16 protein-coding genes are annotated in these 14192 nt (G+C 41.3%); 14 read left to right on the top strand and 2 right to left on the bottom strand.

Annotated elements, in window-relative coordinates; translation table 11 throughout:
* Positions 1-32: 32 nt before the first annotated feature.
* The 5 genes from A37S_RS0122920 (at position 33) to A37S_RS25950 (ending at position 4416) form a co-directional block, all read left to right on the top strand.
* A complete protein-coding gene (locus A37S_RS0122920) occupies positions 33-1160 on the top strand; it encodes a DUF4236 domain-containing protein (protein WP_028298941.1) in 1128 nt (375 codons plus the stop codon).
* Between the two features lie 89 nt (positions 1161-1249).
* Positions 1250-1648 carry a hypothetical protein gene (locus A37S_RS0122915; protein ID WP_028298940.1) on the top strand — a complete coding sequence of 133 codons (399 nt, stop codon included), beginning with the start codon at positions 1250-1252 and terminating at the stop codon, positions 1646-1648.
* A 5-nt stretch (positions 1649-1653) separates the two neighbouring features.
* Complete coding sequence (locus A37S_RS0122910; RefSeq protein ID WP_028298939.1) at positions 1654-2922, top strand: hypothetical protein; 1269 nt, start codon at positions 1654-1656, stop codon at positions 2920-2922.
* Positions 2923-3026: 104 nt separating this feature from the next.
* Positions 3027-3842: a hypothetical protein gene (locus A37S_RS25955; RefSeq protein WP_157279058.1), complete on the top strand. Its 816-nt coding sequence runs from the start codon at positions 3027-3029 to the stop codon at positions 3840-3842.
* Positions 3829-4416, top strand: coding sequence for a thermonuclease family protein (locus tag A37S_RS25950; RefSeq protein ID WP_084164021.1), 588 nt, complete (start codon positions 3829-3831; stop codon positions 4414-4416). The genes A37S_RS25955 and A37S_RS25950 overlap by 14 nt, the downstream gene beginning before the upstream one ends.
* Positions 4417-4433: 17 nt before the next feature.
* Here A37S_RS25950 and A37S_RS0122895 read toward each other — a convergent pair whose 3' ends face one another.
* Together A37S_RS0122895 and vapB are read right to left on the bottom strand one after the other, a co-directional pair.
* On the bottom strand, positions 4434-4817 hold the full coding sequence (locus tag A37S_RS0122895; RefSeq protein WP_028298938.1) for a type II toxin-antitoxin system VapC family toxin: 384 nt from the start codon (positions 4815-4817) through the stop codon (positions 4434-4436).
* On the bottom strand, positions 4817-5017 hold the full coding sequence (gene vapB / locus A37S_RS0122890; protein WP_028298937.1) for a type II toxin-antitoxin system VapB family antitoxin: 201 nt from the start codon (positions 5015-5017) through the stop codon (positions 4817-4819). Before vapB ends, A37S_RS0122895 begins: the two co-directional genes overlap by 1 nt.
* A gap of 129 nt (positions 5018-5146) precedes the next feature.
* On the opposite strand from vapB, the gene A37S_RS0122885 reads away from it, so the two are divergent.
* The 9 genes from A37S_RS0122885 to cas2 all read left to right on the top strand — a co-directional run bounded on the left by A37S_RS0122885 (position 5147) and on the right by cas2 (position 14001).
* Positions 5147-5377: a hypothetical protein gene (locus A37S_RS0122885; protein WP_028298936.1), complete on the top strand. Its 231-nt coding sequence runs from the start codon at positions 5147-5149 to the stop codon at positions 5375-5377.
* A 67-nt stretch (positions 5378-5444) separates the two neighbouring features.
* Positions 5445-5690 (top strand): hypothetical protein, encoded by a 246-nt coding sequence (locus tag A37S_RS25945; RefSeq protein WP_084164020.1) that lies wholly within the window; start codon positions 5445-5447, stop codon positions 5688-5690.
* Between the two features lie 21 nt (positions 5691-5711).
* The gene (locus A37S_RS27350; protein ID WP_157279055.1) at positions 5712-5849 is read left to right on the top strand and encodes a hypothetical protein; all 138 of its coding nucleotides are present in this window, start codon (positions 5712-5714) and stop codon (positions 5847-5849) included.
* Between the two features lie 640 nt (positions 5850-6489).
* Entirely contained in the window at positions 6490-10782 is a 4293-nt protein-coding gene (gene cas9, locus A37S_RS0122870; RefSeq protein ID WP_036604074.1) for a type II CRISPR RNA-guided endonuclease Cas9, read from the top strand.
* A gap of 11 nt (positions 10783-10793) precedes the next feature.
* Complete coding sequence (locus A37S_RS25940; protein ID WP_211229849.1) at positions 10794-11216, top strand: HIRAN domain-containing protein; 423 nt, start codon at positions 10794-10796, stop codon at positions 11214-11216.
* A 113-nt stretch (positions 11217-11329) separates the two neighbouring features.
* Positions 11330-11797 (top strand): virulence RhuM family protein, encoded by a 468-nt coding sequence (locus A37S_RS25935; protein ID WP_051293413.1) that lies wholly within the window; start codon positions 11330-11332, stop codon positions 11795-11797.
* Positions 11763-12743 carry a virulence RhuM family protein/type II toxin-antitoxin system death-on-curing family toxin gene (locus A37S_RS0122855; RefSeq protein ID WP_028298934.1) on the top strand — a complete coding sequence of 327 codons (981 nt, stop codon included), beginning with the start codon at positions 11763-11765 and terminating at the stop codon, positions 12741-12743. Before A37S_RS25935 ends, A37S_RS0122855 begins: the two co-directional genes overlap by 35 nt.
* Position 12744: 1 nt before the next feature.
* Positions 12745-13641: a type II CRISPR-associated endonuclease Cas1 gene (gene cas1 / locus A37S_RS0122850; protein ID WP_028298933.1), complete on the top strand. Its 897-nt coding sequence runs from the start codon at positions 12745-12747 to the stop codon at positions 13639-13641.
* Positions 13642-13668: 27 nt separating this feature from the next.
* Positions 13669-14001 carry a CRISPR-associated endonuclease Cas2 gene (cas2, locus tag A37S_RS0122845; RefSeq protein ID WP_036604071.1) on the top strand — a complete coding sequence of 111 codons (333 nt, stop codon included), beginning with the start codon at positions 13669-13671 and terminating at the stop codon, positions 13999-14001.
* Positions 14002-14192 lie beyond the last annotated feature (191 nt).

The raw sequence follows: 14192 nt of genomic DNA, 5'->3' as shown, positions 1-14192 counted from the left end.
AAAGATAATCAAGAGATTTAAAATGTAAAGATATGGCTTGGAGCTTCCGTAGACGAATAAAAATAATGCTGGGTGTTCATTTGAACTTAAGCAGAAGTGGTATATCGACTTCTATTGGGGTCAAGGGGGCGAGCATGACCTTTGGTAGGAATGGAACATACTTGAACACCAGTGTGCCTTTGTTGGGTGTTTACAATAGGCAGAAACTCCCGACAGGCAATTCAAATCCGCAACCAGATTATCCTGTTTGGCAGGCAGAGCGCTTGGATAATATATTTAGTGCGGATGTTCATGGAATAACCAGTCAGAACATGCAAGGGATGAAAGAAGCAATAATATTGGCTCGTCAACAACGCCAGGAGTTAAAGCATGATTTGGTGCAAATACAATCGGTGCTTGCTAAGTCAAAAATGAAACTGACGTTGAGTTATATACTGCTTTATGGTTTCATAAAAAAGACTATTCCTGCAAATCTGAAAGTCGATATAGAAGCCCAGAAAGAAGCTATTGAGCAGACACAAGAACAAATTGACAAATGCTATATACAGCTGGACGTTGAACTTGATTCGGGTTTTCGGAAAAAATACGATGTATTGGTAGACGCATTTCAAAAGTTGACTACCTGCCATAAGATTTGGGACGTAACAAGTGCCCATTTTCAAGACAGGATTGTTGCGCGTTCGTCGGCAAGTACGGTGGTTAATAGGCGAAGGGTGAGTTTCGCAATACAGTCTCTTCCCGATATTAAATCATCTTTCGAAGCACTTTACTTTCAAAATGCGAACGGAGCTGATCTTTATTTCTATCCGAGTTTTATCGTCATGCATTCTAGTAAATCTGAGTTTGCCATCATTGGATTTGATGAAATTGATTTACAGCACAGTTATGTGCGGTTTACGGAAACGGAAAGTGTCCCACAAGATTCGAAAGTGATCGACAAAACTTGGGTCAAGGTCAATAAGAATGGCACTCCCGATAGACGGTTTAAGGGCAACTATCAAATTCCGGTAGTGCGTTATGGCGAGATACGTTTGCGCACCAATACCGGATTGAATGAAGAGTATGAATTCAGCAATTGCGAATTTGCCGAGGAGTTTGGTAAGGTATTTAAAGACTATCAAGCAATGATAAAACGAGCACAGCCCTTTAATGGAGTTTAAAACCTACCTTTTGAACACAGAATTCCGAGGGCCGAATTCAAAAAAAGAGCATATAAGCATCACCCAAATTAAATAAAACACATACTCATATGGATACCACAATTAGTTTAGAACTACAAAGCCACTTTTTGCGACTCTATCAAATGGCCTGTTCAGATGAAAACTTCGATGTGTTGGAAATGAAACTGCTCTATCTCTTTGCAAAAGAAAGAGGTGTCAGTATAGAACGGTTAAATAATATTTTGACAAATCCAGTTCAGCGTATGGAGCTGCCTGTATCCGTTGAAAAAAGGATAGAATATTTGTATGACTTAGCCGTGATGATATGGGTGGATAAGGAAGTAACGGAAGACGAGTACAACCTGTTGAAAAAGTATTGCCGGACATTTGAATTTTTAGAAGAAAATATTACAGGTATATGCGACTATCTCATTGACTGCGCAAAACAAGAGAAGCAACTTTATGAAGTGTTGGATTCAATAAATTAAAGACCATGGAAATCAAAAAACTATTTGCCACTAGGAAGCCGGAAGAACGGGGAAGTGCCGCTCTTGTGGATGAGGAACAAGATGAACAGAAAGTTAGGGTTACTTATTACCAAAGCGGTTATGGTGCAGCACTTAAGGCAATGGGAGGTCCTTTGAATTTTAAAGCTTGTCTGGAAAACGTCTATACCAGTTTTGAGCAGCAGTGTCGAGATCAAGAAGCCCAACAAATCAAATTAAAGCAGCCCTACGTTGAAGAAAAAAGCCGCAAGCAAAGCGAGTTGAAAAATACGGAGGCAGCCATTGCCATTTTTGAAGAAAAGAGGCAACAAGTTTCAGAGAAAATAGATGTCGTTAAGCATGAAATTGAAGATGTGAAACACCATCCGGCAAAATATGGATTGGACTCTACTAAGAAGCCCCAGGCCCAGTTTTACATCGGACTTATATTGCTGCTCCCTATTTCTGTATACTTATTTGTCTTTTATATTTCGGCGTCTTATTCAGCTTTTTTTAAGGATTTTTCAAATGATAGCCTTACTGCCGCCATATTTGATGCGCAGGCTTTCAACAAGGCATTGCAAGACGGTTGGTTAGAAGGAGTTTTGGTGGTAACCATACCATCGGTCTTTTTGGGATTAGGTTACGTTATCCACATGGTGCAAAAAGAAAAAGGCAAAAAAAACACGTTCAGGATGGTGGCTCTATACATCATTACATTTCTGTTTGATGCACTGTTGGCCTATCAAATAGAGAAAAAGATCTATGAGTTCAACAAGACGCTGGATTCGGCTCCTTACAATCTCAAAGTAGCCTTGGGAGAAGCGGAATTTTGGATGATTATCTTCGCAGGTTTTGTAGTTTACCTTATTTGGGGATTAGTTTTCGATATTACCATGAAGGAACATGAGAATTTAGATAAGATTAAGGGTTTTATCAAAACGAAACTGGAGGAACTGATACGGCTCGAAACGAGCAAGAATGAGATAACGGATGAAATTAATAGCTTGAGGAAGAAGGTCGTAGAGATTACGGGAAAAATCACCGAGCTGCAGGCTGTGATAGATGGCTTTATCATGAACCTAAAGCAATATCTACTCTACCATAATCAATATAAGGAAGGTTGGTTTCAGGCCGTAACTTCCGAGATAGCGTTAGCGCAATCGGCGCAGCAAAAAATGCTGGAGGAGTGCGAATCGATCGCCAACGAGCATTTACAAAAACTCAATCTATTAGATTCCAGCTTTCAAAACGTTGTTTACTCTAAAATCTCTTAGCCATGGGAAATAAAATTGTTTTTGCAATTGGTTTAGGCTTATTATGTTTAGCGATTGGTTTATGCCTTAAGGGGTGTGGTACAGGAACGAATGGGAACAGCCCCATGAGTGTGTCACCTGGACCAACACCAAAATCAAAAGAAGACCTAAATGTCAGTATCCTGCTGGATCTTTCGGATAGGATAGATCCCATAAAATATCCCAGCCCCTCGATGGAGTTCTACAAAAGAGATCTAGGCTATATAGAAGCTATTGGCAAGGCATTTGAAGCGCATTTGAGATCTAAACAAGTCATCAAGATCAATGACCAGATTCAGGTATATTTCGAGCCGGAACCGCTCGATGCGGAAATCGATAACCTGGCAAAAGAGCTAAAATTGTCTTTTACTAAAGCCAACGCTACCAAAGCAGGAATTGAAAAGGTGTCGCCTCAATTCACTTCCGTTGCTACAAAAATCTACGAGCAAGCTATTCAGGATAAGAAATATATAGGGTCGGATATTTGGGGGTTTTTCAAAAATAAAGTCAATGATTACTGTATTAAGCCCGATCATAGGAATATTCTTTTTATTCTCACAGATGGATATATGTTTCATCAAGACTCCAAGTTCATGGATGAAAATAAGAGCTCTTATCTTACTCCCGAGCTCGTTAGAGCCTTAAAGCTGAATACGTCAAAATACAATGACTTGATCAATGAAAAAGGATATGGTTTTGTGAAGGCTAATGACAATCTTGACGATTTGGAAGTCATAGTTCTTGGGGTCAATCCAGCCAAAGGCAACCCTTTTGAAGGAGACGTCATTAAGGCATATTGGGAGAAGTGGCTTGCCGACATGAAAATAGAAAACTATGTTATAAAGCCTGCCGACTTACCTTCCAACCTAGATAACGCCATTCAAACGTATGTCAATAAATAAACCCTTTGGTTTGACTTGGAAATTTAGAATTTTAGTAGTGCTATTCTGTTTGGTTAATGGCGCTTGCTACAGGCGGCTGGATAGGGACGCATATCCTGGCCGGTCAACTAATATCGTAAATGACAAGCAAAGCCAAGAGCCGACCGATAGCGAAAAGCGCCGAAAATGGAAAAAGGGCCTTGTCTACGTCACCAAGGTGATAGACGGCGATACCTTTTGGGTGGATGATGGTGTCAAGAAAACAAAAGTAAGGTTCATTGGCATAGATGCGCCGGAAATACGCAACTCTGCCCACAAGAAAAAGGGTTATTTTGCGGCAGAGGCTAAGGAATATGTGGCCAAGCTTACCGGGTACCAATGGGTTCGGCTGGAACTGGACGTGCGGAAAATAGACCCCTATCAACGTTTGCTGGCCTATATCTACCTGGAAGACGGCACGTTCCTGAATGCCGATTTGGTGGCCAAGGGATACGCTGTAGTCGATACCCATCTGCCCAATGTGAAATATGTGGATTTGTTCGTGGAATTGCAGCGGGCAGCAAGGCAAGAAAAACTGGGGCTTTGGGCGGAGTAAGGTATGCTTAGCAAATACTACCAGATCTGTTTCACCTTATATTTTTCAAAGTTGGAGTCCGCAGTTATAATGGTTAGTTTGTCCACCATAGCTTGACTAATCAGCATTCGGTCAAATGGGTCTCGGTGGTAAAGTTCCAATGATATTAAGCTCTCCGTATGTGCGATGGTAATCGGTAGTAGGTTAAAGCCGTTCTTCTCTATTTCAAGATATAATTCTCGGAATGATATGTCCAGTTGTAACTTGCCAAGATTGAGTTTTATGGCCATCTCCCAAAATGTGGCCGTACTAATATAACGGTCATGTATCGGATTTTCTATCAATGCTCTCGCTTTCCCTGAAAGTTGCTTATCACCATTGATAAACCAAAGAAAAGCATGTGTGTCCAGTAGGTATGACATTACATATAGTCTTTGAAATCATCCAAAGGTTCGTCAAAATCAGCACTCATTTTGATCTTACCCTGGGCACTTCCAAATTTAGCAGGCTTTTTGGGGGTAGATTTGGTTTTGCTCAGGAGGAAGTCCACAAAGTCGCTCACTTCCTTTTTCAAGTCAGGAGGTAAGGACTCCAGCTTTGTATTTAATGTCAACTTTCCCATAAACGCAAAGTTAGGTAAACAGGCTTATAAATACAATTCCTTTATTACGGTTTCCCGTAAGGAATGGGCGCCTATGTGGAGTAGTTTTGGAGGGATAAGCAAGTTGATAAATAGTTAGTTGAAAAAAAGATGAAGCCGCCCATATTACTCCTCTTTCTGTTCCTCAATACCGTCTGTACCAGTACCAAGACGGCCAATGAATTTGCAGATACTGTTTACCTCTGCGGTAGTGGCAAAGGAAAAAAATACCATCTCACGGCTGACTGCCGAGGCTTGAGCAATTGTAGTTACAAATCGGTGAAAACGACCCTGAAAAAAGCAAAGAAGGAAGGGAAAACCTTATGTGGATGGGAAGATTAAAAGAAGGCCGATCCCGATAGGAAAGGCAGTACTTATACTGAGAATCACCTATAGATTAAATAAAAAAATGCGAAAAACCTTACTCTATTTGTCCCTGCTTTTGGGGCTGCTGTACCCGCTGTCATCGGAAACCCGCGTACTTCCTTATGAAGAATCGGTTATCTTTCAGAAGGAAGCCACCGTATACATCACCCGCACTGGAGCAAAATACCACCGTGACGGTTGCCGCTACCTATCTAAGAGCAAGATTAAGACGATCAAAAAGGAAGCCGTCAAGAATGGCTATGAAGCGTGTAAGGTATGCAGGCCTTAAATTGGCCGATGACAGGAGGGTATGAAAAAACTTATTGAATTTATCAAGGCCTTTGTAAGGGGAGAAGAAGCCGAAATAGAGATTGCACTGGAATGGTATGACCTGGTTACTATCGCGTTGGCTATTGGTTTGATAGTTACATGGCTGGTCAAACTGTAAAGGGAAACCTCCAGGTTGAGATAAATAAGGGCGAGTTGCCCCGCCTTAAATGTTTTGTTCACGTCGTATTAATTGGCTACTAGCGTTCACGAAACATTTGGGCATAAAAAAGCCCCGAAGATAGTCGAGGCGCTAAATGTTTTCACAACGGAATAATCCTTATTGTGATTTGCTTTCATAAGCAAAGATAATATATGTTTTGGTACTTGCAATACGGGAAACCGTAGTTTTGAATAATTTTTATCCTTATCTTAGGAGGACTTAAACTGGTAACTAAATGATATGAAGACAATATTAGGGTTGGATTTGGGAACGAACTCGGTAGGGCGGGCGTTGGCTAAATATAATTTGGAAGTGCTGAATCAAAAAAGGACTACCTATATTAGGTAGTCCCCAAAGAAAGCAAATCACAACTCAGTAAGTGAAAAATATTTGGAATTTCACTCCAAAATTGTATTAGCGAGGCATTGTATAAAGATAGCAGATGAAGCTAAACTCATTGCATGCAACTCTAATGTGGTTAGAGGTATTAACCCGGCTCTCCCGCTCTGCAAAGGTATAGAATGATTCTGTATGTCCAAATATTTTTTCTTACTGAAGATTTTTTTATTTTTGTAATCTTACTGACAGTTTTTTAGTTATGAATATTCATAAAAATATACTCGGCCTTGATCTTGGCACCACTTCCATCGGTTTTGCCCACGTCATTGAGGGCAATACGCCTGAACAATCTGAAATCGTACAAATAGGTGTCCGTGTAAACCCATTGACTACGGATGAACAGAGCAATTTCGAAAAAGGAAAACCAGTATCGGAAAATGCCGATAGAACGTTGAAGAGGGGCATGCGCCGTAATCTTGATCGTTATCAATTGCGTAGGAAAAATCTGATAGATGTATTGCTGAAAGCTAATTTCATTTCCAACGAGACGATACTGGCGGAGGACGGCAAACATACTACGCACGAAACCTGGAGATTGCGATCGAAAGCTGTTACGGGGAAAATCGAAAAAGAGGAATTGGCGCGTGTGCTTTTGGCGATTAATAAAAAGCGTGGTTATAAAAGTAGCCGAAAGGCCAAGAATGAGGATGAAGGGCAGGCCATTGACGGAATGGCCGTGGCGAAAAGATTATATGAGGAAAATCTTACACCTGGACAATTGGCCTATCAATTATTGCAGGATGGAAAAAAGCATATCCCTGATTTTTACCGCTCGGATCTGCAAGCGGAATTTGATAAGGTCTGGAAATTTCAAAAGCAATTCTATCCCGAAATTCTTACGGACGATTTTTATAAAAACCTGCAAGGAAAAGGACAACGTGCGACTTCCGCTGCCTTTTGGGGAACTTATGGGTTTAATACCGCCGAAAACAAGGGAAACAGGGATGAAAAGAAATTGCAGGCCTATAAATGGAGAAGCGAGTCCGTTTCGCAGCAGTTGGAAAAGGAGGAAGTAGCTTATGTGATTACGGAAATCAACAGTAACCTGAACAGTTCGAGCGGTTATCTGGGAGCCATTTCCGACAGGAGCAAGGAATTGTACTTTAATAAGGAGACCGTTGGTCAGTATCTGTACAAGCAATTACAAGCCAATCCACATACAAGGCTGAAAAATCAAGTGTTTTATCGTCAGGATTATCTGGATGAGTTTGAAGCTATTTGGAAAGAGCAATCCAAATATCATTTGGAACTGACCAATGAGCTGAAGGCCGAGATACGCGACATCGTGATTTTCTATCAACGAAAGCTCAAGTCACAAAAAGGCTTAATCAGTTTTTGCGAATTTGAATCGCAGGAAAAAACCATTGGTGGGAAAAAGAAAACCATAGGTCTGAAGGTTGCCCCTAAATCTTCGCCGTTGTTTCAGGAGTTCAAGATTTGGCAAGTGTTGCAGAATGTGTTGGTTCGTAAAAAGGGAAGCCGAAAACGAACCGTAAGAACAACAGGGCAGCCCTCTTTGCCTGAAGGGGAGCAGGAGATTTTTGCATTCGATAAGTATGCCAGGCAAACGCTTTTCGATGAGTTGAACATTAAAGGAAATTTGTCTGCTAGTAAAGCGTTGGAGGTCTTAGGCTACAGGTCGGCAGATTGGGAGCTGAACTATCCCATTCTGGAAGGCAATCGCACTAGCAAAGTCCTGTACGACGCGTATTTGAGGATATTGGAAATCGAAGGATACGATGAGGATTTGTTGAAATTGAAAGGCAAAGATGATATCGATGTGTCCGAATTGAAAGCTCCTGCTTCTGAAATCAAGGAAATGGTAAGTCGTATTTTTGGAATCCTGAACATCAATACGGAAATCCTTGAATTTGATGCCGAATTGGACGGAAAAGCATTTGAACAGCAAGCGTCCTATGCATTGTGGCATTTGCTGTATTCATACGAAGGTGATAATTCTCCCAGCGGAAACGAAAAGCTATACGCTTTATTGGAAACAAAATTCGGCTTTAAGCAAGAGCATGCTAGGATTTTGGCCAATGTGCCGTTATCGGATGACTATGGAAACTTGAGCACCAAAGCCATGCGCCAGATGTATCCGCACATCAAGGAAGTTTCGTATGACAAAGCGGCGGCAATAGCAGGGTATCGGCATTCCAAAAATTCGTTGACGGTAGAAGAAATCAAGAACCGTCCGTTGAAAGACAAATTGGAATTGTTGAAAAAAAACAGCTTGCGCAATCCTGTGGTGGAGAAAATTCTCAACCAAATGGTGAATGTCGTGAATGCCCTGATTGAGAAGAACAGTGAGAAAAACGAGAATGGGGATATTGTCAACTATTTCAAATTTGATGAAATCCGTATAGAGCTGGCACGTGAACTGAAAAAGAATGCCAAAGAACGTGCTGAAATGACCGTCAATATCAACGCTGCAAAATCGGCCCACGAAAAGATATTTAAATTATTGCAAATGGAGTTTGGCGTTAAGCACCCTACGAGAAATGACATCATCCGCTACCGATTGTATGAAGAGCTGAAGAATAACGGTTACAAGGATTTATATACGAATACATATATTCCGCGAGAAATTCTGTTTAGCAAACAGATCGACATCGACCATATTCTGCCGCAATCACGGTTGTTTGACGACAGTTTTTCAAACAAGACCATTGTCTATCGCCACACGAATCTGGATAAAGGTAACTTGACCACATTTGACTATATGGGCAGTAGGCTTGGTGGCCTACAACTCAATGAATACGTCTCACGCATTGAGCACCTGTACCAACTAGGCTTGAAGAACAAGGAGGAAGGCATTTCCAAAGCAAAGTATCAAAAACTGTTAAAGCAAGCTGTCGATATCGGAGACGGGTTTATAGAGAGGGATTTGCGGGATAGCCAGTATATTGCCAAAAAAGCCAAAGGTATGCTGTATGAAATTACTCGGTCGGTAGTATCCACTTCGGGCAGTATTACGGACAGGCTACGTGAAGATTGGGGTTTGGTCAATATCATGCAGGAATTAAATTTCAGCAAGTTCAAGAGCTTGGGGTTGACCGAACTCGTGGAAAAGAAAGACGGCACGTTCAAGGAACGTATCGTAGATTGGACAAAGCGCAACGACCATCGCCATCACGCTATGGATGCCTTGACTGTAGCTTTCACCAAGCACCAGCATATCAATTACCTGAATCACCTCAATGCCCGATACAACGAATTGCACAAGGAATATAGAAACATAAAAGGCATCGAAGAAAAGGAAACGCACTGGGAATACGATGACGAAGGCAATAAAAAACGAGTGTTCAATCTGCCCATCCCGAATTTCAGGGAGCAGGCCAAAGTGCACTTGGAAAACGTATTAGTGTCACACAAAGCGAAGAACAAGGTCGTCACCAAAAACAAGAATAAGATAAAAACCAAAAACGGCGAAAAAGTAAAGGTTGAATTGACACCAAGAGGGCAATTGCATAAGGAAACGGTTTATGGTAAGTATCAGTACTACGTCAACAAAGAAGAAAAAGTCAGCACGAAGTTCGATGAGGTAACCATCGTTCGTGTTGCCAATCCCTTGTTCAGAAAGTTGTTGTTGCAACGCCTGCAAGAGAACGGAAACGATCCCAAAAAAGCTTTCGGAGGTAAGAATGCATTGAGCAAGAATCCCATTTATCTCGACGATGAGAAAAACGAGCTTTTGCCCGAAACCGTTAAACTCAGCTGGCTGGAAGAAGATTACTCTATAAGAAAAGACGTTACCCCTGAGAACCTAAAGGATGTGAAGACTATCGAAAAGGTATTGGATGCTAATGTAAAACGTGTTTTGCTGAATCGACTGGGGGCATTTGGAAACGATCCTAAAAAGGCATTTTCCAATCTGGATAAAGATCCAATTTGGCTGAACGAGGAAAAAGGAATCCGTATTAAGAGGGTAACGATTTCGGGAGTAAAAAATGCAGAACCATTACATTACAAGAAAGATCATTTGGGCAAACCTATCTTGGATGATGAAGGCCGAAAAATCCCAGTTGACTTCGTCAGCACCGGAAACAATCACCATGTTGCTATTTACAGAGATGATAAAGGAAATCTTCAAGAAAGGGTTGTCTCACTCTTTGATGCCGTCCAATTGGTCAATGCAGGGGAACCCGTTATTGACAGGCAATTCAATCAAGGATTGGGTTGGCAATTTCTATTTACCATGAAACAGAATGAATATTTTGTGTTTCCAAATGAAAAAGCAGGATTTGATCCCAAGGAAATAGATTTGTTGGATCCGCAAAATAAAAGATTGATTAGTCCTAATTTGTTTAGGGTGCAGAAGATTGCTTCGAAGAATTATTTTTTTAGACATCATTTGGAAACAACGGTTGAAGAGAAGAAAGAACTAAAGGATATAGTATATAAGCCTCAATTAGGATTAAATGCAGTAAAAGATATTTTCAAAGTCCGTATCAATCATTTGGGAGATATTATAAGTGTTGGAGAATACTAAGTCGAGATGACATGAACCGTACCGACTTCCTTAAATCATTAGGCTTGGGAGCAGGAGGATTAGTCCTACCTTCCAACTCTTTTTTGCAGACCAAGCCTGTAAAAATCTACGACAATTATTTGCGTGGGATGATGCATTATGATTTCCGGAAGATAAGAGAAAGTATAAAAGAAGGGGATGAAGTCCAGCTCTTCCGGGAGCAGGACAATATGTATGACAGTTTTGCGGTTCAGGTAAATTTTGGTGAGTATCGTTTAGGTTATTTGGCCGCTTATGAAAACATTGTCATTGCCAATATGCTCGATTCGGGCGTTGGACTTAGGGCGTACGTCAGCCAAAAAGATCTGCAACGTCATGCACAGGAATGGTTGGCCATAGAAGTGTTTGCCGAGCTGGTCGTCCCAACTCAGAAACTGATTGATAGTGCTTGCTGACAACCGTGCCGATGATGCGCCAGATGTTTATCGATTAGGCGAAGTTTAAGCTGATTTTAAGCGTTATATAATGGTTGGTTCTAGACTAGAACACCTATGAAAAGATAGAAGACATGAGTGAAATTATAATATACCAAGAAAATGATAACGATGTTCAGATTGAAGTTCAGTTTGAGAATGAAACATTTTGGTTGTCCCTTAATCAAATAGCAGAATTGTTTGATCGGGATAAATCTGTTATTTCAAGACATTTAAAGAATGTTTTTGACTCTGGTGAATTGCAGAAAGAAGTGGTTGTTGCAAAAAATGCAACAACCACTCAACACGGAGCTGTGAAAGGGAAAATGCAAACCAAACATGTCGAATATTATAGTCTCGATGCCATTCTCTCTGTTGGGTATCGGGTAAACTCCAAGCAAGGCACACAGTTCCGTATTTGGGCTACACAAAGATTAAAAGAGTACCTTGTGAACGGATATTCGCTCAATCAGAAACGTCTGAATGAAATGGAACAAATTATTTTTCAAATCAAATCGTATTTGCGCTATGGACAAGATAATTCTATATCAAACAGAAAATAATCAAACGCAGGTAGAAGTACAGTTTGATGAGGAAACGGTGTGGTTATCGCAAGGACAGATTGCATCTTTATTCGGAACACAACGTCCTGCAATTACCAAGCATTTGAACAATATTTTTAAATCTGGTGAACTAAGTGAAGAAGTGGTCAGTTCCATTTTGGAACATACCACTCAACATGGTGCAATTCAAGGAAAAACTCAATCCGTAAAAACTAAATACTACAATCTTGATGCGATTATATCTATTGGTTACAGAGTAAATTCGACAAGAGCAACACAATTCCGTCAATGGGCTACTCAACGCTTGAAAGAGTATCTTGTGCAAGGCTATGCCATTAATCAAAAACGCTTGGATGAACTGCAACAAACCGTACAACTTATCCAAAAATCTATTAGCGAAGATACCAATATAACAGAAGCCAAAGGCTTACTCGAAATCATCAGCCAATATACCCAAAGCTTCGTGTTGCTTAATCAATACGATAGTAATACCATAAAAACTGATAGGCTGAGTGATGAAATTACTTATGAGATAGATTACAAAGAAGCAAAACCCGCTATTCTGGAACTGAAAAGACAGCTGATTGAAAAGAAGGAAGCTACCGGTCTTTTTGGCAACGAAAAAGATAATAGTTTCGAAGGAACATTGCAGAGCATCGTTCAGACGTTTGGAGGTCAGTATTTATATCCAAGTATAGAAGAACAAGCGGCACATTTGCTCTACTTCATTATCAAGAACCACCCCTTTACCGATGGTAACAAGCGCATAGGGGCCTTTATGTTTATATGGTTTTTGGAGAAGAACAAACATCGGTTTAAGCGGGATGGTGAAATAAAAATAAATGATAACGCCTTAGTGGCATTGGCGTTATTAGTGGCGCAAAGCGATCCCGTAGAAAAAGAACCGATGATCAAATTAATCACACAGCTTATCAACAATCGATAATATGATCAAACGTACCTTGATGTTCTCCAATCCGGCCTATTTGAACCATAAAAATAGCCAGCTGGTGGTTTCCTTTCCCGACAAGGAAAAGGAAGATCGTACGGTACCCATTGAGGATGTCGGTGTAGTGGTATTGGAAAACCAGCAGATCACCATTTCGCACGGCTGTATTGCTGCGTTGTTGCAGAATAATGTTGCGGTTGTTTCTTGCGATAGCAGCCATATGCCTACGGGCCTCATTCTGCCCTTGGACGGAGGCCATACGCAGGCCGAGCGGTTCAGGTACCAGATCGAAGCTTCTGTTCCGTTGAAGAAGCAATTGTGGCAGCAAACCATACAGCAGAAGATATATAATCAAGCACAGGTGCTGCAGGAAGTCGGGATTCCTGCGGATAATTTGCTGCGTTGGTCCAGGTCTGTGAAGTCGGGCGATCCGGATAATTATGAGGGTAGGGCCGCAGCCTATTACTGGCAGAATATCTTTGGAGCCTTTATGGAATTCAATAGGCATCGGGCAGGAGAACCGCCGAACAACCTGTTGAACTACGGCTATGCGATACTACGCGCGGTTGTGGCCAGAAGTCTGGTATCCTCGGGCTTGTTGCCTACCCTGGGGATTTTCCATCGCAACAAGTACAATGCCTATTGCCTGGCCGATGACATTATGGAGCCATATCGTCCCTTTGTGGATCGTGTCGTTTATGGAATCGTCTCGGAGGAGGGCGACTATACGATCTTGGATACCTCCCTAAAAACACGCTTGCTTCAGGTGCCCCAGGTAGATGTCCGGTTTGACGATATGACCAGCCCTTTGCTTGTTGGTGTTTCCAGGACGACGGCTTCTCTTGCGCGCTGTTTCGAAGGGGTGAGCAGAAAGATAAATTATCCCACGCTATGAGAAAGGGAAGCATAAAACTGATAAAATGTGAACCGTCTAAACCAATATCGCGTATTGTGGATCCTGGTATTCTTTGATCTACCCACCGAAACAAAGAAGGATAGGAGGGCGCATGCAAAATTTCGTAAGGAGATTATGCAGGATGGATTTACCATGTTTCAGTTTTCGATCTACCTGCGCCATTGCAACAGCCGCGAGAATGCCGAGGTCCATATCAAGCGGGTCAAGAGGCTGCTTCCTGAAAAAGGCCATGTGGGAATACTCACGATTACGGACAAGCAGTTTGGCGACATCGAACTGTTTGTCGGCAAAGAGCTTGGGAAGCGGCCGGATGCACCACAGCAACTTGAACTTTTTTAAACCAAGTTTATATCATTATGCATGGCATATTATTATGAAAAAGTTTTCCACATGCTGCCTTTTGTAACATGTGGGGCTTGTAAAAGGTAAGAATAGGATGGGGAAAATTCATTTAGAAATAAAAAATCCAAGCCAAACATGCTTGGATTTTTTATTTCTAAATTTTGAATCAACTGATTGATTGTCATTGA

It is taken from the genome of Olivibacter sitiensis DSM 17696 (assembly GCF_000427965.1).
Taxonomy (GTDB): domain Bacteria; phylum Bacteroidota; class Bacteroidia; order Sphingobacteriales; family Sphingobacteriaceae; genus Olivibacter; species Olivibacter sitiensis.
The sequence above is the reverse complement of the archived record's forward strand: the minus strand, read 5'-3'. Positions and strand labels throughout refer to the sequence as shown.

Bases quoted from the DNA above. Each gene is read 5' to 3' on its own strand.
- A37S_RS0122920 (WP_028298941.1), top strand. From the start codon at position 33: ATGGCTTGGAGCTTCCGTAGACGAATAAAAATAATGCTGGGTGTTCAT.
- A37S_RS0122915 (WP_028298940.1), top strand. From the start codon at position 1,250: ATGGATACCACAATTAGTTTAGAACTACAAAGCCACTTTTTGCGACTC.
- A37S_RS0122910 (WP_028298939.1), top strand. From the start codon at position 1,654: ATGGAAATCAAAAAACTATTTGCCACTAGGAAGCCGGAAGAACGGGGA.
- A37S_RS25955 (WP_157279058.1), top strand. From the start codon at position 3,027: ATGAGTGTGTCACCTGGACCAACACCAAAATCAAAAGAAGACCTAAAT.
- A37S_RS25950 (WP_084164021.1), top strand. From the start codon at position 3,829: ATGTCAATAAATAAACCCTTTGGTTTGACTTGGAAATTTAGAATTTTA.
- A37S_RS0122895 (WP_028298938.1), bottom strand. From the start codon at position 4,817: ATGTCATACCTACTGGACACACATGCTTTTCTTTGGTTTATCAATGGT.
- vapB (WP_028298937.1), bottom strand. From the start codon at position 5,017: ATGGGAAAGTTGACATTAAATACAAAGCTGGAGTCCTTACCTCCTGAC.
- A37S_RS0122885 (WP_028298936.1), top strand. From the start codon at position 5,147: ATGAAGCCGCCCATATTACTCCTCTTTCTGTTCCTCAATACCGTCTGT.
- A37S_RS25945 (WP_084164020.1), top strand. From the start codon at position 5,445: ATGCGAAAAACCTTACTCTATTTGTCCCTGCTTTTGGGGCTGCTGTAC.
- A37S_RS27350 (WP_157279055.1), top strand. From the start codon at position 5,712: ATGAAAAAACTTATTGAATTTATCAAGGCCTTTGTAAGGGGAGAAGAA.
- cas9 (WP_036604074.1), top strand. From the start codon at position 6,490: ATGAATATTCATAAAAATATACTCGGCCTTGATCTTGGCACCACTTCC.
- A37S_RS25940 (WP_211229849.1), top strand. From the start codon at position 10,794: ATGAACCGTACCGACTTCCTTAAATCATTAGGCTTGGGAGCAGGAGGA.
- A37S_RS25935 (WP_051293413.1), top strand. From the start codon at position 11,330: ATGAGTGAAATTATAATATACCAAGAAAATGATAACGATGTTCAGATT.
- A37S_RS0122855 (WP_028298934.1), top strand. From the start codon at position 11,763: ATGGACAAGATAATTCTATATCAAACAGAAAATAATCAAACGCAGGTA.
- cas1 (WP_028298933.1), top strand. From the start codon at position 12,745: ATGATCAAACGTACCTTGATGTTCTCCAATCCGGCCTATTTGAACCAT.